Annotated in this window: 18 protein-coding genes and 1 tRNA gene; 7 read left to right on the top strand and 12 right to left on the bottom strand. The window is 64.5% G+C overall.

Annotation, left to right across the window (positions count from 1 at the left end; all coding sequences use genetic code 11):
• Nucleotides 1-38: 38 nt before the first annotated feature.
• A complete protein-coding gene (gene hpt / locus CN97_RS00840) occupies nucleotides 39-584 on the bottom strand; it encodes a hypoxanthine phosphoribosyltransferase (protein ID WP_035705761.1) in 546 nt (181 codons plus the stop codon).
• A 78-nt stretch (nucleotides 585-662) separates the two neighbouring features.
• Here hpt and CN97_RS00835 point away from each other — a divergent pair, with 78 nt between their 5' ends.
• The gene (locus tag CN97_RS00835) at nucleotides 663-1,124 is read left to right on the top strand and encodes a type II toxin-antitoxin system RatA family toxin (protein ID WP_035705758.1); all 462 of its coding nucleotides are present in this window, start codon (nucleotides 663-665) and stop codon (nucleotides 1,122-1,124) included.
• A gap of 75 nt (nucleotides 1,125-1,199) precedes the next feature.
• Nucleotides 1,200-1,469 carry an usg protein gene (locus CN97_RS00830; protein ID WP_035705755.1) on the top strand — a complete coding sequence of 90 codons (270 nt, stop codon included), beginning with the start codon at nucleotides 1,200-1,202 and terminating at the stop codon, nucleotides 1,467-1,469.
• On the opposite strand, the gene CN97_RS00825 is transcribed toward CN97_RS00830, so the two are convergent.
• Complete coding sequence (locus CN97_RS00825; RefSeq protein WP_035705752.1) at nucleotides 1,466-1,933, bottom strand: disulfide bond formation protein B; 468 nt, start codon at nucleotides 1,931-1,933, stop codon at nucleotides 1,466-1,468. The two genes, CN97_RS00830 and CN97_RS00825, sit on opposite strands and share 4 nt — an antisense overlap.
• A 98-nt stretch (nucleotides 1,934-2,031) precedes the next feature.
• Here CN97_RS00825 and ypfJ point away from each other — a divergent pair, with 98 nt between their 5' ends.
• Nucleotides 2,032-2,892 carry a KPN_02809 family neutral zinc metallopeptidase gene (ypfJ, locus tag CN97_RS00820; protein WP_035705749.1) on the top strand — a complete coding sequence of 287 codons (861 nt, stop codon included), beginning with the start codon at nucleotides 2,032-2,034 and terminating at the stop codon, nucleotides 2,890-2,892.
• 215 nt (nucleotides 2,893-3,107) lie between these two features.
• Here ypfJ and CN97_RS00815 read toward each other — a convergent pair.
• The 7 genes from CN97_RS00815 to CN97_RS00785 form a co-directional block, all read right to left on the bottom strand.
• Nucleotides 3,108-3,191 (bottom strand) — tRNA-Leu (locus CN97_RS00815).
• 360 nt (nucleotides 3,192-3,551) lie between these two features.
• Nucleotides 3,552-4,856 carry a branched-chain amino acid ABC transporter permease gene (locus CN97_RS00810; RefSeq protein ID WP_035705746.1) on the bottom strand — a complete coding sequence of 435 codons (1,305 nt, stop codon included), beginning with the start codon at nucleotides 4,854-4,856 and terminating at the stop codon, nucleotides 3,552-3,554.
• Nucleotides 4,853-5,863 carry a branched-chain amino acid ABC transporter permease gene (locus tag CN97_RS00805; protein ID WP_035705743.1) on the bottom strand — a complete coding sequence of 337 codons (1,011 nt, stop codon included), beginning with the start codon at nucleotides 5,861-5,863 and terminating at the stop codon, nucleotides 4,853-4,855. Before CN97_RS00805 ends, CN97_RS00810 begins: the two co-directional genes overlap by 4 nt.
• Entirely contained in the window at nucleotides 5,863-6,324 is a 462-nt protein-coding gene (locus CN97_RS00800; protein WP_035705740.1) for a hypothetical protein, read from the bottom strand. The genes CN97_RS00805 and CN97_RS00800 overlap by 1 nt, the downstream gene beginning before the upstream one ends.
• A gap of 3 nt (nucleotides 6,325-6,327) precedes the next feature.
• Complete coding sequence (locus CN97_RS00795; RefSeq protein WP_035705737.1) at nucleotides 6,328-7,038, bottom strand: ABC transporter ATP-binding protein; 711 nt, start codon at nucleotides 7,036-7,038, stop codon at nucleotides 6,328-6,330.
• A 31-nt stretch (nucleotides 7,039-7,069) separates the two neighbouring features.
• On the bottom strand, nucleotides 7,070-7,846 hold the full coding sequence (locus CN97_RS00790; RefSeq protein WP_035705734.1) for an ABC transporter ATP-binding protein: 777 nt from the start codon (nucleotides 7,844-7,846) through the stop codon (nucleotides 7,070-7,072).
• 83 nt (nucleotides 7,847-7,929) lie between these two features.
• Complete coding sequence (locus tag CN97_RS00785; RefSeq protein ID WP_035705732.1) at nucleotides 7,930-9,114, bottom strand: ABC transporter substrate-binding protein; 1,185 nt, start codon at nucleotides 9,112-9,114, stop codon at nucleotides 7,930-7,932.
• Between the two features lie 160 nt (nucleotides 9,115-9,274).
• Here CN97_RS00785 and CN97_RS00780 point away from each other — a divergent pair, with 160 nt between their 5' ends.
• The 4 genes from CN97_RS00780 (at nucleotide 9,275) to der (ending at nucleotide 14,024) form a co-directional block, all read left to right on the top strand.
• Nucleotides 9,275-10,402 carry a PQQ-dependent sugar dehydrogenase gene (locus CN97_RS00780; RefSeq protein WP_035706833.1) on the top strand — a complete coding sequence of 376 codons (1,128 nt, stop codon included), beginning with the start codon at nucleotides 9,275-9,277 and terminating at the stop codon, nucleotides 10,400-10,402.
• A 75-nt stretch (nucleotides 10,403-10,477) separates the two neighbouring features.
• Nucleotides 10,478-11,137: a tetratricopeptide repeat protein gene (locus CN97_RS00775; protein WP_035705730.1), complete on the top strand. Its 660-nt coding sequence runs from the start codon at nucleotides 10,478-10,480 to the stop codon at nucleotides 11,135-11,137.
• 60 nt (nucleotides 11,138-11,197) lie between these two features.
• Nucleotides 11,198-12,505, top strand: a complete 1,308-nt coding sequence (locus CN97_RS00770) for a PQQ-like beta-propeller repeat protein (protein WP_035705727.1) — start codon at nucleotides 11,198-11,200, stop codon at nucleotides 12,503-12,505.
• 58 nt (nucleotides 12,506-12,563) lie between these two features.
• Nucleotides 12,564-14,024 (top strand): ribosome biogenesis GTPase Der, encoded by a 1,461-nt coding sequence (der, locus tag CN97_RS00765; RefSeq protein WP_035705724.1) that lies wholly within the window; start codon nucleotides 12,564-12,566, stop codon nucleotides 14,022-14,024.
• A gap of 46 nt (nucleotides 14,025-14,070) precedes the next feature.
• Here der and mutL read toward each other — a convergent pair whose 3' ends face one another.
• Genes mutL through CN97_RS00750 form a run of 3 tightly spaced genes read right to left on the bottom strand, consistent with a single transcriptional unit; the run spans nucleotide 14,071 to nucleotide 18,675 of the window.
• The gene (mutL, locus tag CN97_RS00760) at nucleotides 14,071-15,915 is read right to left on the bottom strand and encodes a DNA mismatch repair endonuclease MutL (protein ID WP_035705721.1); all 1,845 of its coding nucleotides are present in this window, start codon (nucleotides 15,913-15,915) and stop codon (nucleotides 14,071-14,073) included.
• Between the two features lie 43 nt (nucleotides 15,916-15,958).
• Entirely contained in the window at nucleotides 15,959-17,269 is a 1,311-nt protein-coding gene (locus CN97_RS00755; protein WP_088217173.1) for a M16 family metallopeptidase, read from the bottom strand.
• Complete coding sequence (locus CN97_RS00750) at nucleotides 17,266-18,675, bottom strand: M16 family metallopeptidase (RefSeq protein WP_051910870.1); 1,410 nt, start codon at nucleotides 18,673-18,675, stop codon at nucleotides 17,266-17,268. Before CN97_RS00750 ends, CN97_RS00755 begins: the two co-directional genes overlap by 4 nt.
• Nucleotides 18,676-18,787: the final 112 nt, after the last annotated feature.

The raw sequence follows: 18,787 nt of genomic DNA, 5'->3' as shown, positions 1-18,787 counted from the left end.
TGCTTGCTCTTCTTAGCCTAGCGCCCCTGCCGCAGGGATCAACCCGCAGGGTCTGTAAACCGGACCTTGCCGATGTAGGGAAGGTTGCGATTCCGCTGGGCGTAGTCGATGCCGTAGCCCACCACGAACTCATCGGGGATCGAGAACCCTGTCCACGTAGCGCGCACGTCCACCTCCCGCCGGGTAGGCTTGTCGAGCAGGGCGCAAACCTCCAGCCGCCGGGGCTTGCGGCTCTTCAGCAGGGCGATGACGTGAGAGAGGGTGAACCCGGTGTCGATGATATCCTCCACCACCAGCACGTCGCGGCCTTCTATCGGCGCGCGGAGATCCTTGAGGATTCGCACCTCCCGCGAACTCTGCATCCCGTCGCCGTAGCTGGATGCCTCAAGGAAGTCGACCTCCAGGGGCAGGTCTATCTCCCGCACCAGATCGGCGATGAATACGAAGGATCCGCGCAGCAAACCAACGACGACGAGCTTCTCCGTATCCTGAAAGCTCTCGGTGATCTCGGCGGCGAGCGCTTCAACCCGTGCTGCGATGGCCTTGGCCGAGATGAGCTGGTCGATCACGTAGGGTTTCTGCATGGTTCCGTCCGGTTGCGCCTTCTTTTCCGCGCCAGCCTATGAAAGAACGGCGCCGAGCGACAGAGCGAACGGAAGAGAATGCCCTCCCATTCGGAAACGCGCGTCATGCCCTACACGGCGCAGCAGATGTATGACCTCGTGGCCGATGTCGGCCGCTACCCGGAGTTCCTGCCCTGGAACTCCGCCGCCCGGATCCGCACCCGGACGCCCGTCGAGGGTGGAGGAGAGCTGATGGAGGCGGATCTGGTCATCTCCTTCAAGGTATTCCGCGAACGCTTCGGAAGCCGCGTCACCCTTTGGCCCGAGCAGAAGAAGATCGACACGGAGTATCTGGACGGCCCGTTCAAATACATGCGCAGCTGGTGGAAATTCCGGGATCGCCCGGAAGGTGGCTCCGAAGTCGAGTTCTTCGTGGATTTCGAGTTCAAGAACGCGATCCTTCAGGGGATCATAGGCGTGGTCTTCAACGAGGCGATGCACCGTATCGTGCGGGCCTTTGAGAAGCGGGCGGACCAGCTTTACGGCAGCCACCCCGCCTGAGTGCCAACAGATTGGGATCGTTGATTTTTGCTGCGCCTGTGAGACGATGGAACTCTCCCACAGCGCGAGGCGGATATGGAGCGACGCGAGACTGACCTGATGCTCAAGGGCTACGGCCTGACCACTGCCGAGTTCTTCTACCGGATGCCCGATTATCGTCACGTCCTGAACACGTTCACATGGCAGGACTATGACATCGCGCCGGATTATCCCCGGCTGTTCCGTTTCATCGAGTTCTGGCAGGAGGAGATAGAGGGTCCGCTCCACTCCGTCCGCTTTACTCACCGCAAGATGATCTCTCCCGGCGAATGGCGGAATGTCGTGGGGGAGTTCCGCATCAACTAGTCCCGTTTCAGCAGCGCCGCTGCCCAGAACAACGCCAGCAGGAATGACAGGATCGCGTTCCAGCTGGCCATGGACAGACCTGCGAATTGCCATGCCACCGCATCGCAACGCACGATGGGTGATGAGAGGATCTGGTCCAAAAGCTGACCGGTGCTCAGTCCCGAAAGGTCGCCGCCACCGGTGCAGGTGGTTGGCCCTTGCCACCATCCCCGCTCGACACCCGTGTGAAACACGCCGAGACCGGAGGCCGTCAGCGCGGCGAGCAGGCCCAGAAACCGCCAGAATCGCACGGCAGGCATCGCAAGCGCCAGTACCCCCGCCACGATCGCAGCCGCATGCGGCCAGCGTTGCCACAGACAAAGATGGCAGGGCGCCAAACCGCCGATATATTGAAAGGCGAAGGCGCCGAGCAGCAGGGCAAGTGACCCGAGAGCGGCGAGCGTGGTCAGAGTTCTGGATGTCATGGTTCTTTCTCCCGAGACGGCTCCTTGCAGCACGCAGCACGGACGGGGTCAAGGCTACGGGCAAGAGCGGGCGGTAAGGCTTAAGTGAGGAGACGGCAATGGATTGGCGCGGGCGCAGGGGCAGCGGGAATATCGAGGATCGCCGGTCGGCAGGCGGCGGCAGAGGCTATGCGCGGGTGGGGGGAGTCGGCGGCTTCGGCCTGATCGCTCTGGTGCTGATCGGCTGGCTGTTCGGCGTCGATCTGTCGCCGGTGCTGAACGAAGGCGGCGGCTACATGCAGCAGAGTGGACCGGTCGAACTGACGCAGGAAGATCAGGATGCCGCGGAGTTCGTCTCCGTCACGTTGGCGGATACGGAGGAGGTCTGGGAGCGGGTATTCCGCGAGCAAATCGGAAGAGACTACCGGCCGCCGACCCTGGTGCTGTTCAAGGGCATGACGTCCTCCGGCTGCGGCGGCGCCTCAGAGGCGATGGGGCCGTTTTATTGCCCCGCGGACCAGAAGGTCTATCTGGACACCAGTTTCTTCACCACGCTTAGCCGGCAACTCGGAGCACAGGGCGATTTCGCCGCAGCCTATGTGGTTGCCCATGAGGTTGGTCATCACGTGCAGGACGAACTGGGGATATTGGGGCAGGTCAATGATCTCCGTCAGCGGGTGAGCGAAGTCGACAGCAACCAGCTTTCCGTTCTCATCGAACTTCAGGCGGATTGCCTGTCGGGCATCTGGGCACGGCAGGCAGACACCCAGTTCGGCACGCTCGATCCCGGCGATATCGACGAGGCCATGGATGCAGCGGGCCGCATCGGCGACGATACCTTGCAACGCGCCGCCGGTCAGCGGCCCGTGCCCGAGACCTTCACTCACGGAACGTCGGCACAACGACAGAACTGGTTCGCGCAGGGATACAACTCGGGTCAGATAAAGGATTGCGACACTTTCGCGAGCCTGCGCCGCTAGCGCTGCTCATTCATGGCGTGGGTACGCTCTTCCGAGCGTACCCGTCTTCGCAGACCCTGCATAACGTGGCGAAGATGCGCGCCAAAAATGAGAGATGTCAGCGTCGATCTGCCGCCAACCTCGCTAATTTTCCTGTCCTCAGTGAACGCTGGAGACTTGTGGTGCTGGGAGAGAGATTCGAATCCACATCACCGGCCCCATTGTGGGGAAATCCGTGGTGCCGGGAAGGGGACTCGAACCCCTACACCTTGCGGCTGCGGTGTTTGAGACCGCTGCGTCTACCATTCCGCCATCCCGGCACGGATTGCGGTTTCTCAATGCTCTGTCTGGAGAGGTTTTGCAAGTCCGCTGAGAGGAAAGTCGGGTCTTTGACAGCCAATGATATTTCGAAACAAATTGGCTGATATTCTTTTGTATATTCAGACTGGTCGCTGAGAGCGCCTTCGCATATATCTAAGTAATCCTGATAAGGGTCGTGATCATGGGGGTGATCACGGGCGCCGCGTGCGCTGCGAGAAGAGCCAACTCACACGCTTGCTGAAGCTCCTGCGGGAAATCTTCAGCAAGCGTTTTTACTTTCTGGGGAGAGAAGTAGCTCCGCAGCTAGCGCTGCTCCCGACTGCCAGCTTAATCTCTCGACCGGTCGGGACGGAGCGGGATCACCGCTCCGGTATGAGGCCCCGCGGGCTGAAACGCAGCACGAGAAGCAGGATGATCCCCATGGTCATCAACCGCATATGCTGCGCGCTGTCCTGAAGGTGGCCGCGCAGCCATGAGTTGTCTGCCATGAAGTATGTCAATCCTTGCATCAGCAGGTTCCCCAGAGGTTCCACCTGCACCCAGAGGAACCAGATGAGAAAGCCACCCAGCACCGCGCCCCAGTTGCTGCCGGACCCGCCGACGATCACCATCACCCAGATAAGGAATGTGTAGCGCAGGGGATTGTAAGTGGTGGGTGTGAGCTGACCATCCAGCGTGGTCATCATCGCCCCGGCAAGGCCGATCACTGCGGAGCCGAGGACAAAGATCTGCAGATGGCGGCGGCGGACATCCTTGCCCATCGCCTCTGCCGCGGTTTCATTGTCGCGAATCGCGCGCATCATCCTGCCCCAGGGCGATTTCAGCGCGAGTTCGAGCAGCACCAGCAACACGATGAGCACGGCAAGAAACAACCCGGCATAACAGAGCCGCACCCAGAGCGTGGAGGCAGTCACCGGATCCAGTCCGAAGGAGACGGCCTGCGCAACGAAGTCCGCGTCGTTCTGAAGGTCGATCTCATAAGGGACGGGCCGCGGAATTCCGACGACGTTCTTGACGCCGCGGGCAAGCCAGTCCTCGTTCTTCATCACCGCGACGATGATCTCGGCAACACCGAGGGTCGCGATGGCGAGATAGTCCGAACGCAGGCCGAGGGCGACCTTGCCGATGCCCCAGGCGGCCGCCCCCGCCAGCGCTCCGCCAACCGGCCAGGCAAGCAGAACCGGAAGGCCAAGACCGCCCAGATTGCCTGCGGAGGCGGGATTCACCGCCTCAATCGCGGTGACAGCCGGATCGAAGAGCCAGCGATAGGCGAAGAAGCCGGCGATCAGCACACAGAGCATGGCAAGAGTCCGGGCGGTGCCGGAATGCATCCGTCGCCAGAGTTGCACGGCAACCGCGATCGTTGCTGCCCCCACCAGCAGGGCTGCGACCAGTCGCCAGCCACCCGCCGCCCAGGCACCCGGATTGGCCGGCATGGCAATCAGCACTGCCGCCAGTCCGCCAAGCGCCGTGAACCCCATGATCCCGATGTTGAACAGCCCGGCATAGCCCCATTGCATGTTCGCGCCGAGCGCCATGATCGCGGACAGGATCCCCATGTTGAAGATCGTGAGCGCCAGGGTCCAGCTTTGCAGAAAGCCGGTGGAGATATACAGCAGCGCGACCAGAACGAAGAGCAGAAAGGTGCGGAGACGCGGGCTCATACCGATTTCCCCTTGAAAAGTCCGGTAGGCTTGAAGAGCAGCACGATGATGAGGATCGTGAAGGAGACGGCGAATTTGTAGTCGGTGGACAGCAGCTGCAGCAGCCCGTCGGGCGCGAGGCTGTCGGGCAGCAGGTAGGTTGCGACCTTCTTGAACGCATAGGTGAACGTCACCTCCGAGAACGCGATGACGAAGCCGCCTGCGATGGCTCCCAGCGGATTACCGAGCCCGCCGACCACAGCAGCGGCGAAGATCGGAAGCAGAAGCTGAAAATAGGTGAAGGCCTTGAAGGATTTGTCCAGCCCATAGAGAACGCCGGCGATGGTCGCGAGAACAGCGGTGATCGCCCATGTGACGATCACGACCCGCTCCGGGTTGATGCCCGAGAGCAGGGCCAGATCCTCGTTGTCCGAAAAGGCGCGCATGGATTTTCCCGTCCGCGTCCGATAGAGGAACCAGAACAGCACACCGACAGTGACGACAGCCGTGACGAGCGTGAGTGCCTGGCTCGACCGGATGACGACGCCTTCAGTGAGTCCCGTCATGTCGCGGAACTGCCGCGCCGTCATCAGGAAGCGTTCGCCGTCATCGAAGCTGATTTCCTCCACTCCGATCAGGAAGCGGGTGATGCCGTTCATGATGAACATGACGCCCATGGAGACGATGACGAGGATCACCGGAGCTGCCCGTTGTCTCCGGTAGAAACGATAGACGACCCTGTCGGTGCCCAGCAGCAGCGCGATGGTGACCGCAATACCGACGGGAAGCGCGAGGAGCGCCGTGGGCAGGGGATGGATCGACACCCCCATGGACTGCAGATACCATGTAACCAGGATGGTCACTGCGGTCCCGAAGGCCATGGTGTCGCCATGAGCAAAGTTGGAAAAGCGCAAAATCCCGTAGATCAGCGTGACGCCAAGCGCGCCGAGCGCGAGTTGGCTGCCATAGGCAAGCGCGGGGATGAAGACGAAATTTGCGAGCGCGGCGAGGGCGTTCAACAGGTCCACTAGAAGTTCCTCGTCGTGCACGTTCCGGTGTATCGGATAAGCCAGGAGATACCGGGGCGGCCTTCTCTGAGCGATGTCACCTCTGCCTGACCATCCGCGGCGACGGAGAGGCTGCTTCCGCCAACGGCCACCTCTACGCTGCCGGTCGCGGGCTCATAGCTCTCGATCCGGCCGACGGCATAGGCATAGGTCTTCGGTTTGAACTCGAAGCTCCCGAAAACGCTCGACATGGCGGGGATTTCGCGTTCGCCGATCGCCATGCCCTCCATAAGCCGTTCGCTGCCCAGCACGAAGACCGTCGGTTTGGCGGGGTTCGGTGTCCTGACGAAAACGACGCGCATCGGCGCGGGTTCGGAGGAGAGGCAGACCGCGCTCATGCAGCGGTGGTCAAGCCGGCATTCCAGCCCGTTCGCGGTGGCACCCAGAAGCGGGATGGCGGCAAGAAGGACAGCAGGCAGCATTGCTCAGCCTCCCAGGAATGTACGGCGGACTTCGGGATCGGCGAGAAGCTCCGCCCCGGTGCCGGTGAAGCGATTGGCGCCCTGCACGAGGACATAGCCCTTGTCGGCAATCTCGAGCGCCTGCCGGGCATTCTGCTCGACCATGAGGATGGAGATGCCCGTTCGCGCAACTTCGATGATCCGGTCGAACAGCTCATCCATCACGATGGGAGAGACCCCGGCGGTGGGTTCGTCCAGCATCAGCACCTTGGGCCGGGTCATCAACGCGCGGCCGACGGCGACCTGCTGACGCTGCCCACCCGAAAGTTCTCCCGCGGGCTGGCGGCGCTTTTCCCGCAAGATCGGAAACAGGTCGTAGACCTGCTCCATCGTCTGGCGGATGTCGTCACGGCGCAGGAAGGCGCCCATCTCCAGGTTCTCCTCCACCGTCATCGACGTGAAGATGTTATGGGTCTGGGGAACGAAGGCCATGCCCTTGGCGACCCGGTCCTGGGGCGAAAGGGCGGTGATGTCCTCCCCCTCCAGCAGCACCTTGCCCCCGCGGAGCGGCAACATACCGAAAACCGCCTTCATGGCGGTGGACTTGCCCGCGCCGTTGGGGCCAACGATCACAGCTATCCGGCCGCGCTCCACCGCGATGGTGCAGCCATGGAGGATGTCGGCGGCGCCATAGCCGCCCGTCATTTCATCGCCAATGAGGAAGGGAGCGCTCACACGAGGCTCCCGAATGTTTCTGCGCAAATCCTCACGCCGTCACCTTGTTCTTCAGACCGGTGCCCAGATAGGCCTCGATCACCGCTTCGTTCTTCATGATGTCGTCTGCCGTGCCATGGGCGAGCACCTTGCCCTCCGCCATGACGATTACCGGATTGCAGAGCCGCGCGATGAAATCCATGTCATGTTCAATGACGCAGAACGTATAGCCCCGCTCCCGGTTCAGGCGGACGATGGCATCGCCGATGGTGTTGAGCAGCGTACGGTTCACGCCCGCGCCCACCTCGTCCAGAAAGACGATCTTGGCATCCACCATCATGGTCCGGCCAAGCTCGAGAAGTTTCTTCTGCCCGCCCGACAGGTTGCCCGCCTTTTCCTCCGCCAGATGGGATATGGTGAGGAAGTCCAGCACCTCATCGGCCTTGCGGGCGAGCGCGCGTTCTTCCTCTGCGATGCGTCCGCGGGCAAACCACGTATTCCACAGCGTTTCGCCCCGCTGGTTGGCGGGCACCATCTTCAGATTGTCACGCACGGTGAGGGACGAGAATTCCTGCGCGATCTGAAACGTGCGCAAAAGGCCGCGGTGAAAGAGGTCGTGCGGCGGCAGGCCGGTGATGTCCTGCCCATCCATTTCCACCCGCCCGGATGTCGGTGGCAGCACACCCGCGATCACGTTGAACAGGGTGGATTTGCCTGCGCCATTCGGGCCGATGAGACCGGTAATGGAGCCGGTTTCGATCCGCAGGGACACACCGTCCACCGCGTGGAAACCGCCGAAACGCTTCGTCAAGTCGTGGACGGCAATCATCCGCGATTATGTCCTTCCAAGGGAGGAAAGGTCCGCGCGGCTATCGCGCGAACCCCGAGAGAGCCAGGGTGACGGAAACGGCGTCAGCGATAGCCGACGACCTCCATCTTGCCATCGGTGAACTGCACTTCCCGATAGGATCCCGCACTCTCGCCCGGCGGGACAAACTCGACCGCGGATGCACCGACGTAATCGACGTCCTGCCCAGCCTTGATGAGTTCGATCCCCTTGGCGATCTCACCAGGATAGATCTTCTCTCCCGGCGCGTTGGCGACATCCATCACCTTGGTTTTCCATTGGGCGGAATCGGTGGATTTGGCAGCTTCCATCGCCAGCGCCATCAAGGCCACCGCGTCATAGGATTCCGCGGAGAAGGCCGAGGTGGCGTCGAACCCGTGCTGCTGACCCAGCGCCACATACTTCTCACGCCCTTCGCCTGCCGCTGCCGGGTTCTGGCCAAACGAGCCGGTGATCTCGGCGCCGAACTTGTCCTCCAGCGTCTGGCTGACCATGCCATCGGGGAATTCAAACGTATCGAAGGCGCCCGAGTCGATCGCCGCGCGAAGCACGCCACCACCGCCCTGATCGATATAGCCCGCGATCACCAGAACTTCGCCACCGGCGGAGGCAAGAGCGCCGACTTCGGCAGAGTAGTCGGCCTTGCCGTCCTCATGCGAGGCGACGATGGTGACTTCACCCCCTGCAGCCTTGAAAGCCGCGACAAAGCTGTCGGCCAGGCCCTTGCCGTAATCGTTGTTGGTATAGGTGACGGCGACCTGCTTGATGCCCCGCGCTTCCATGATCTCGGCCATCACCTGACCCTGACGGGCGTCGGAGGGCGAGGTGCGGAAGAACAGCCCGTTGCTTTCCATTGTCGAAAGGGCCGGAGAGGTCGCGGAGGGCGAGATCATCACGATGCCGTTCGGCATGGCGACGTTCTGCAACGTGGCGATCGTTTCCCCGGAGCACATGCCGCCCATGATCGCCTTGACGCGGTCCGACGTGACGATCCGCTCCACGGCGGCAGTGGCGGCGGCGGCGTCGGTGCAGGTGGAATCGGCCCGCACCGGAACCAGCGTCGATCCGTCCAGCAACTTGCCGGACTCGCTCACTTCCTTCATCGCCAGTTCCGCGCCGGCTGCCATTGCGGGCGCGAGAGATTCAAGCGGGCCGGTGAAGCCGATGGAGATGCCGATCTTGACTTCTTCCGCGCTCGCGGCACCCGTCAGAATTGCCATCGCCGCAGAGGCGAGAAGCATCCGTTTCATCGTGTTACTCCCTGTAACTCAGTTTTTTCTAAGGGGAGCCTAGACCGGCTCATTTCGAAAAGAAAGCGTCCTTTGCCTGCGTCATCACGTCCCCGCCGCGCCGGGATCGAATGGGGCGTGGGATCGTTGAGAAGGCGACATGTTTGAAGGAGCAGCACAGATGACCCGCCCGAACCGCCCGCTTGCCATGTTCGCCGCCGGCCTCGCGTTTGCGACCGCGCCCGCTGCCATCGCCGCAACGATGCAGACCTCCGCCGGCCCCGTCGGCGTCACGGCGGTCGCTACAGATCTCGACGAACCCTGGGGATTCGCCTTCCTGCCGGATGGGTCGTTTCTGGTGACGGAGCGGAGCGGCAGGCTGACGCTCCATGACGGCAACGGTGCAACCACCGTTGTCGCGGGCGGGCCTGACGTCGTGGCACGGGGGCAGGGCGGGCTGCTGGATGTCATGATCCCGCGCGACTTCGCAGAGAGCCGCGAAGTTTTCCTGACCTATGCGGGGCGCGAGGGATCGGGAACCGGCACCGCGCTCGCGGCCGGCACGCTTTCGGCTGACGGAACCCGGCTGGAGAACCTTCGCGTGCTGTTCCAGGCGCCGGGCGTTGACGGGAACGGTCACTTCGGCTCGCGCGTGGTGGAAGCGCCTGACGGGCACCTTTTCCTGACAACCGGTGACCGGCAGAAGTTCGATCCCGCGCAGGATATGTCGCGGATCGAGGGCAAGGTGCTCAGGCTCAACCGTGACGGCTCGGTGCCCGCAGACAATCCCTTCGTGGACGAGGACGGCGCGCGGCCGGAGATCTGGTCACTAGGTCACCGCAATATCCAGGGCGCGGCGATTGATGGCTCGGGGCAGCTCTGGGTCAATGAGCACGGCGCGAAGGGCGGCGATGAGGTCAACCGGGTCGAACGCGGCAAGAACTATGGCTGGCCGGTCATCTCCTATGGCGTTCACTATAACGGGAGCGAAATCGGCCAGGGCACCGAGCGGGGTGGAATGGAGCAGCCGGTGCTGTTCTGGGATCCCTCCATGGCGCCCTCCGGCTATGCGATCCATAGCGGAGAGATGTTCTCTGACTGGGAGGGAGATCACTTCATCGGCAGCCTGAAGTTCGATTATATCGCGCGCCTGGATCCGCAGAATGGCTTCGCGGAGGAGCGGCTCAAATCTCCGGAAACCGCGCGGGTGCGCGCTGTGGAGGTCGCGCCGGACGGGTCGATCTGGTTCGCCTCAGTCGGGGATGGCGCAATCTATCGGATGGCCCCGCAGAGCGCGGGCAGCCAGTAAGTCGGGGCGGTCGGGGTTGGCAAGCCTGCCCGCTATCGGCTAAGAGGGCGTCGGTTCCGGCTGGAGGCGCCTCGAGTGAGCAATCCCGATCATTTCTTCGACGAAGTCAACGAGGAGGTGCGCCGTGAGCGCCTGAAGGGCGCGGCCCTGCGCTATGGCTGGGTGGCGGCGCTTGCCGTTCTGCTCGTCGTCGGCGGGGCTGGTGTGTGGGAATGGCGCAAGCATCAGGCGCGGGAATCGGCGGAAGCCTTTGGCGATGAGATGATCGCGGCCCTTCAGGTGGAAGACGCCACCGCGCGTCATGGCACGTTTGAAGCCATCGCCGCGCGGGAGACGGGCGGGCGTCGGGCGCTGGCGTCGATGCTGGCGGCGGATGCGGCGGCGGAAGCGGGAGAGCCGGCCTCTGCGGCGCGGGCGCTCTCTTCGGTCGGCGGAGATGCTTCGCTTGCGCCCGCGTGGCGCGAACTGGCGCGGCTCCGTCAGGTGGTGGCCGCAGGCGATACCATGCCGGAAGCCGACCGTCGCGCGGCACTTGACGAGCTGTCCCGCCCGGGCGCGCCCTATCGCGCGCTGGCACTTGAGCAGGTGGCCCTTCTGCAAATCGCCTCCGGCGACCGGGAGACGGCAATGACGTCACTCCGCGCGCTCCTTCAGGAGCCGGATGTCACGCCGGGCTTGCGTCGCCGTGCAAGCCAGTTGATTGTCGCCCTCGGCGGCACGCTGGATGCGGGCTGACACATCGGCGCGAACTTCGGAACGCGACGCAAGACAGGATAAAGGGACAGGGCGCGCGACATGCTGAAACGGAGCATCGGGATACTTGCGCTGGCGGCTTTGGCAACGGCCTGCTCCAAGCCTGAGGAACGCCTTCCCGGCGAGAGGATCGACATTCGCGATACCATCTCCGGCTTTCACAACCCCCGCCCGGGTAACGAGGCCCGGCCTGCCTCGCTCCCCGCGCAGACGGCGAATGCGGAGTGGACGCAACCCGGTGGGAATGCCACGCACCGGCTGGGCAACCCGGCGCTGGGGCCTGCGCTGACCCCGATCTGGTCGGCATCCATCGGGCAGGGCGACAGCGAGCGGCGACGCATTACCGCGGAGCCTGTGGTCGCGGGGGGGCGCATCTTCACGCTTGATGCCGCAATGCAGGTCGTGGCGACTTCCAATTCCGGTCAGACGCTGTGGAGCAAAAGCGTTCTGCCGCGCTCCGGTACGGCGGGCACGCGCTCCGGCGGTGGGCTGGCAACGGCGGATGGTCGGCTCTACGTGACAACGGCCTATGGCGATCTCGTGGCGCTGGATGCGGCGTCCGGGTCCGAACTCTGGCGGCAGCGGTTCGATGCGCCGGCGATGGGCGCGCCTGCGGTTGCGGGAAATCGCATCTATGTGGTCGCGCGGGATTCGAGTGCCTGGGCGCTGGACACATCGGGCAAGGTGCTCTGGACGCTGCCGGGCACACCCTCCGTCTCCGGCGTCATGGGCGGATCGGCCCCGGCGGTGGGCGAGGGGATGGTGGTCTTTCCCTTCGCCTCGGGCAACCTCATTTCGGTCACGCAAGGTTCGGGCGCGTCGCTCTGGGAAGCGGCGGTCGCAGGCAAGCGGGTCGGCCGCGCCTGGTCGGGCTTCACCGATATCACCAGCGATCCGGTGATCGTGGGCGACACTGTCTATGCCGGGAACCAGAGCGGCGGCACTGTCGCGCTCGACGCCCGTACGGGAGACGCGCGGTGGACGGCGCGTGAGGGTTCCTATGGCCCCGTCGCGGTCAGTGGCAACGCGGTCTATCTCGTCAACGACGAGGCGAAGCTTGTTCGGCTGGACAGCGCCACCGGCGCGTCGGTCTGGGTGCGCGACTTGCCGTTCTTCGTCCCGCAGAAGGAAAAGCGGCGGGCGGAGATCTTCGTCCATTACGGCCCGATTCTGGCGGGAGGGCGGCTTCTGCTCGTCTCCTCCGACGGGGTGATCCGCAGCTTCGACCCGGCCTCTGGCGCGCTGATCGGCTCGCAGGAACTGCCCGATGGTGCGGCGGCGGCCCCGGCCATTGCGGGCGGAACGCTCTACGTCGTCACGCGGGATGGGCAACTCCGCGCTTTCCGCTGAGCCAAAGCACGTGTAAGGAAGCCCCTCGCCGCCCCTTTGGCGGAACCGGAGTCATGTCATGTCCTTCACCCTCGCCATCGTCGGGCGGCCCAATGTCGGCAAGTCCACGCTGTTCAACCGGCTCGTCGGCAAGCGGCTCGCCCTCGTCGATGACCAGCCGGGTGTGACCCGCGACCTGCGCGAAGGCGAGGCGCGGTTGGGCGATCTGCGCTTTACCGTGATCGACACGGCGGGCCTGGAGGAAGCGACGGACGACAGTCTTCAGGGACGGATGCGCCGCCTGACGGAGCGTGCGGTGGAAATGGCGGACATCTGCCTGTTCCTCGTCGACGGTCGCGCGGGGATCACCGCCGCGGATCAGGGGTTCGCCGATATCCTGCGCCGCAAGAATGCCCATGTCATCCTCGGCGTGAACAAGGCAGAGGGACGGGCGGGCGAAGATGGCGCTCTGGAGGCGTGGTCGCTGGGCCTGGGCGAGCCGCTGCGCCTTTCGGCGGAGCATGGCGAGGGCATGGACGACCTCTACCGCGTCCTCGTCCCGCTGTCGGACGAGTTCGAGGCACGGGCCTCCGACTATGCTCCGGTCACCGATGTGGACGTGAGCGAGGAGGAGACGGACGAGGATGCCGTTCCCGTTCCCACGCGGGCGAAGCCGCTGCAGATCGCGGTGATCGGGCGGCCCAATGCCGGGAAATCGACGCTCATCAACCGGATCATCGGCGAGGATCGCCTGCTCACCGGGCCGGAGGCGGGCATCACGCGCGACGCGATCTCCGTCGCGGCGGACTGGCAGGGCACGCCGATCCGCATCTTCGACACGGCGGGAATGCGCAAACGGGCCAAGGTGGTGGACAAGCTGGAGAAGCTCTCCGTCTCCGACGGTCTCCGGGCCGTGCGGTTCGCCGAGGTGGTGGTCGTGCTGCTCGACGTGGAAATCCCGTTCGAGCAACAAGACCTGCGCATCGCCGATTTCGCGGAGACCGAGGGACGCGCCGTCGTCATCGCCGTGAACAAATGGGATCTCGTGGAAGATCGGCAGGAGAAGCTGCGCGAGTTGAAGGAGCAGTTCGACCGCTCCCTCCCGCAGCTTCGGGGCGCGCCGCTCGTCACCGTCTCCGCAGCGACGGGGCGGGGGCTGGACCGGCTGCATGATGCAATCATCTCTGCCTATCAGGTCTGGAACCGGCGTATCACCACGGCCAAGCTCAACCAATGGCTCGGCGCCATGACGGAGGCGCATCCGCCGCCCGCTCCGGGGGGCAGACGTATCCGCCTGCGCTACATGACGCAGGTCAAGACCCGTCCGCCGGGCTTTGTCCTGATGTGCTCCCATCCCGATCAGCTGCCGGAAAGCTATCGCCGCTATCTCGTCAACGGGCTGCGTGATTCCTTCGACATGCCGGGCACACCGATCCGCCTGACGCTTCGCAGCCAGTCGGACAAGAACCCCTACCGGGCAAAGAAGAAATCCACCCCTTCGCGTCTGCGCAAACACGTGGGCAAGCCGATCAAGACGTGACGGCGTGGGGGCTTTGGCCCCCTACGTCCCTGCGATCCGATACCGGTCAGCGGCGGCCGAACAGCCGCTCTATGTCAGACAGCTTCAGTTCCACATAGGTCGGGCGGCCGTGGTTGCACTGGCCGGAATGGGGCGTCGCTTCCATCTCCCGCAGGAGGGCGTTCATCTCCTCCGCCCGCATCCACCGCCCCGAGCGCACCGACCCGTGACAGGCCATGCGGGACAGCACCGCATCGAGGCGCCCGCGCAGGCTGAGGCTCTCGCCCATATCCGCGAGTTCGTCCAGTATGTCGCGGAGCAGCGGTGCGGCCTCCGCCGTGCCGAGGAGCGCCGGCACCTCACGCACTGCGACGGCGCCCGCCCCGAACGGTTCAATGATGAGCCCCAACTCCGCCAGCTCCGCCGCATGATCCAGCAGGCGCCCTGCATCGGTGGGGGAGAGCTCCACGACCTCGGGGATCAACAGCGCCTGCCGAGCGATGCCGTGCTCTGCCATCTGCCGTTTCAGCCGTTCATAGACCAGCCGCTCATGCGCGGCATGCTGATCGACGATGACGATGCCGTCCTGTGTCTGGGCGATGATGTAGTTCTCATGCACCTGCGCCCGCGCGGCCCCGAGGGGGTGGCTGGCCTGCGGCGCCTCGGAAAGCACTTCGCTGCGGGCCGAAACCGGGACTGCGGGAGCTTCCGCAAAGCCGGGAGATTGCGCGGCATAGGACAAACCCACCGCCTGCGCTGATGGCCGCAGGGGGCGGCTCGACAGATCCATCTGATAGATGCGCGGCTCTGCCGGGGGTTCCTCGGCACGGAAGGCGGCCAGTGTTTCCGCCCCGACGGTGGAGGAGGCTCGGTGCCCCGCCTCTGCCAGCGCATGACGCAGGGCCGTGACGATCAGGCTGCGGGCGAGGGCGGGTTCGCGGAACCGCACCTCCGCCTTGGCGGGATGGACATTCGCATCCACACGATGCGGGTCGCAGTCCAGAAACAGCACGGCAGCGGGATGGCGGTCACGGCTCAGGAAATCGGCATAGGCACCCCGGAGGGCGCCGATCAGCAGTCGGTCCGTGACCGGGCGGCCGTTGACGAACAGGTACTGCGCCACGGCCGAACCGCGGGAATAGGTGGGGAGGGCGGCATAACCGGAAAGCCGCAACCCCTCCCGCTCCGCCTCTATGGGAAGGGCATTTTCGGCGAAGTCATTGCCGATGATCCGGGCCAGCCGCCGGTGCAGCGCATCGAACAGGTCGCCCTGTTCCGCCTCCAGCCGCAGGACGGTGCGATCCGCCGTTTCGTCACGGAGGGTGAAGGCAACCGACGGCTCCGCCATTGCAAGGCGGCGAACGACTTCGCCGATCGCCTGAACCTCTGCCCGGTCCGAACGGAGAAACTTCAGCCGCGCCGGTGTGGCATAGAACAGATCGCGGAGTTCGACGACCGTTCCGCCGCCGAGAGCGGCAGGACGCACCTCCTCCGGCACCCCACCGGCAACGCGCAGAGCGGCGGCCTCCTCCCCCCTGGCGCGGGAGGTGACGGTCAGCCGGCCCACCGCGCCGAGGGAGGGCAGCGCCTCTCCCCGGAAGCCGAAGGAATGGATGGCCAGCAAGTCCGACCCGTCGATCTTGGATGTCGCATGGCGGGACAGGGCGAGCGGCAGATCCGCAGGCCGCATCCCGCACCCGTCGTCCGTGACGCGGATGAGCGTCTTGCCGCCGTCCGCATAAGCGATGTCGATCCGCCGTGCACCGGCATCCAGCGCGTTTTCCACCAGTTCCTTTACGGCGGAAGCAGGCCGTTCCACCACCTCACCGGCGGCGATCCGGTTTATGGCGGACTCGTCAAGCTGCCGGATTACCGGCGTGTCGGTCGATATGTTGTGGCGCGCGGCTTGCATGGCCCATGGTGTAGCATGACGCCCGATGCGACTCAAAGCCCAATCAGTTTGCCGTCACGCCCTCCGGATGGCCGACCACGACGAAATGCAGCTTTTCCGGGGCAAGTCGCTCTGCCGCCACGCGTTTCACATCCTCCAACGTCACAGCCTCGATGAACTCGTTGCGCTTGGTGATGTAATCGGGTCCGTAGCCTTGCGCCTGCATACCGACGAGGATCCGCGCAATCGTCGCATTGCCGTCAAAGCGCAGCGGATAGGCGCCGATCAGATAGGTCTTGGTCGCGTCCAGCTCCTCCTGCGTGATCCCATCCGCCTGCGCCTTGGTCCATTCATCGCGGATGACGGACAGTGTCTCGCCCGCCCGCGCATTTACCGTCGCAACCGATCCCACGATGTAGGAGGCGCGGTCGTAGTTGGCCATGGAGGTGTAGATGCCGTAGGTCAGGCCGCGCTTCTCCCGCACCTCCTTCATCAGGCGCGCGGTGAAACGTCCGCCGCCCAGGACCTCGTTCAGCACGAAGGCGGGGAAGAAGTCGGGATCGTCGCGTTCGATCCCCGGTTGGGCAAAGAGGATCACCGACTGCGGCGTATCGAAATCCACCACCGTCGTCCCGCCTGCCAGATCATAGGAGACGGCGGGCGGCATCTCCGCCCCCGTCGCGGGCAGGGCACCAAGGATTTCATCGAGTATCTTCCCCAGTTCGCCCGCGTCTATATCCCCCACGGCGGAGACGACCACCCGGTCGCGGGCCATGACACGATCCTTTGCCGCGATCAGGTCGTCGCGGGTCAGGGCGCGAACGCTCTCCTCTGTCCCGTCGATGGCGGTCCCATAGGGATCGGCGGGGAAGGCGAGATGGGCGAACGTATGCGCGGCGATGGCGTTCGGATCGCGCGCGTCGGAGGCGATGGAGGCGAGAACCTGCCCGCGAACCCGCTCTATCGCGTCCTCATCGAAGCGCGGTTCGTTTACCGCCATGCGGATGAGTTCCACCGCCTGCGGCCGGTTCTCCGTGAGGAACCGGGCGGAGACGGAGAGCGCATCGTCGGAGGCGTTGAAGCGGATGCTGGCCGCCAGATCCTCCGCCGCGGCGGAGAAGGCACGCGAGTCCAGATCGGCCGCGCCTTCATCGAGCAGGCCGGACATCAGGTTGATCGCCCCGCGCTTCCCCTCCGCATCAAGACTGGCGCCGCCCTTGAAGCGGATCTCCAGTGCGGTGAAGGGGATGGAGTGCTCCTCCACCAGCCAGGCCTTGATCCCGCCGGGGGAGGTCACTTCCTGAATATCCACGGCGGCGAGTGCGGGGAAAGCGAAGCCGAGCCCTGCGGCGAGGGCGAAGGTAAAGCGGATCATTGGGCGATATCTCCCTCAGCGGGGCCGGCGATTGGAGCATTGGGAGGCGGTTCGGGCGCATCAGCGGGCCGTGTCAGCCAACCGGTCACGGAACGGCGGAGGTCAAAGACGTCATGTGCCGCAGCCATCACATCGTCCGCCGTGACCGCGCGGAGTGCCTCGGGCCAGGCCTGCACGTCCTCCACCGTCAGCCCGACGGACAGGGCCTCCCCATAGCGGCGCGCGATGCGGTCCACATTGTCCAGTTCATAGATGTCGGACGCGCGAAGCTGTGTCTTGATCCGCTCAAGCTGCCGCGGATCGACCCCTTCCGACATGAACTCCGCCAAAGCCTTGTCAAGCGCGGCTTCCGCTTCCCCCAGCTCTTCGTTGGCCGAGGGCACGATGTACAGGCCGAAGGTCGTGGCATCGACCGACACGCCATCGTAGAACGCGCCCGTCGAAAGCGCTGCCTGCGTTTCGAACTGAAGCTTCTGACCGAGCACGGAAGTCGCGGGGTTACCGCCCAGCAGTTCCGCGAGCACGGTCAGCGCCGCTGCCTCCTTCTGATCGCCGGTATTCCGCTCGGGCGCGAGATAGGTGCGCATGACATAGGGCCGGGCGACGCGTGCATCCTCCAGCGTGACGCGGCGGGCGGCGATCTGCGGCGGCTCCTGCGGGCGGAGACGGGGCGGGAGATCCTCGGAAGGTTTCAGCGGGCCGTAGCTTTCCTCCGCCAGCCGTTTCACCTCGGCCGGGTCCACATCGCCGGAGACCACGAGGATCGCGTTGTTCGGTGCGTAATAGGTCCGGTAGAAGGCCAGCGCATCCTGCTGATCGAGCTGTTCCATCTCATGCCGCCAGCCGATCACCGGAATGCCGTAACGGTGATTGAGATACTGCGCCGCGCGTTGCTGCTCGTTCAGCAGGGAACCGGGATCGTTTTCCACCCGCTGGTTGCGTTCTTCGAGGATCACGGCGCGTTCGGTCGTGACCTCCTCCTCCGTCAGATGGAGGTGCCGCATCCGGTCCGCTTCCATCTGCATCATCAGGTCGAGCCGGTTGGCGGCCACGCGCTGAAAGTAACCCGTATAGTCGTAAGAGGTGAAGGCGTTGTCGTTGCCGCCCTGCGCTTCCACCACCCGGGAGAACTCGCCCGATGCCATCTTGTCCGTGCCCTTGAACATGAGATGTTCGAGGAAATGCGCGATGCCGGAGGTGCCGGGCTTCTCGTCGGCGGAACCCACCTTGTACCAGACCATGTGCACCACGACAGGGGCGCGGTGATCCTCCACCACGATCGCCTGCATGCCGTTGGGAAGGGAAAAGGTCGTTACCGCCTCTGCAGCCATCGCGGGCCGGACAAACGGCATCGCAGCAGGGAGCGCGACAAGGGCGAGAACGAAAAGGCCGGTCAGGCGCGGCATGAAAACCTCCGCAGATTTCCGCTGGATGACGCCTGGAAAGGCGCTTGCCCCGCGGAACCTAACGGCGCCGCACGCCAGTTCAAGACCGTATCATCCATGGCACCCCCGGCTG

Source organism: Haematobacter massiliensis (assembly GCF_000740795.1).
Classification (GTDB): Bacteria; Pseudomonadota; Alphaproteobacteria; order Rhodobacterales; family Rhodobacteraceae; genus Haematobacter; species Haematobacter massiliensis.
This window is presented reverse-complemented; position numbering and strand designations above follow the sequence as displayed.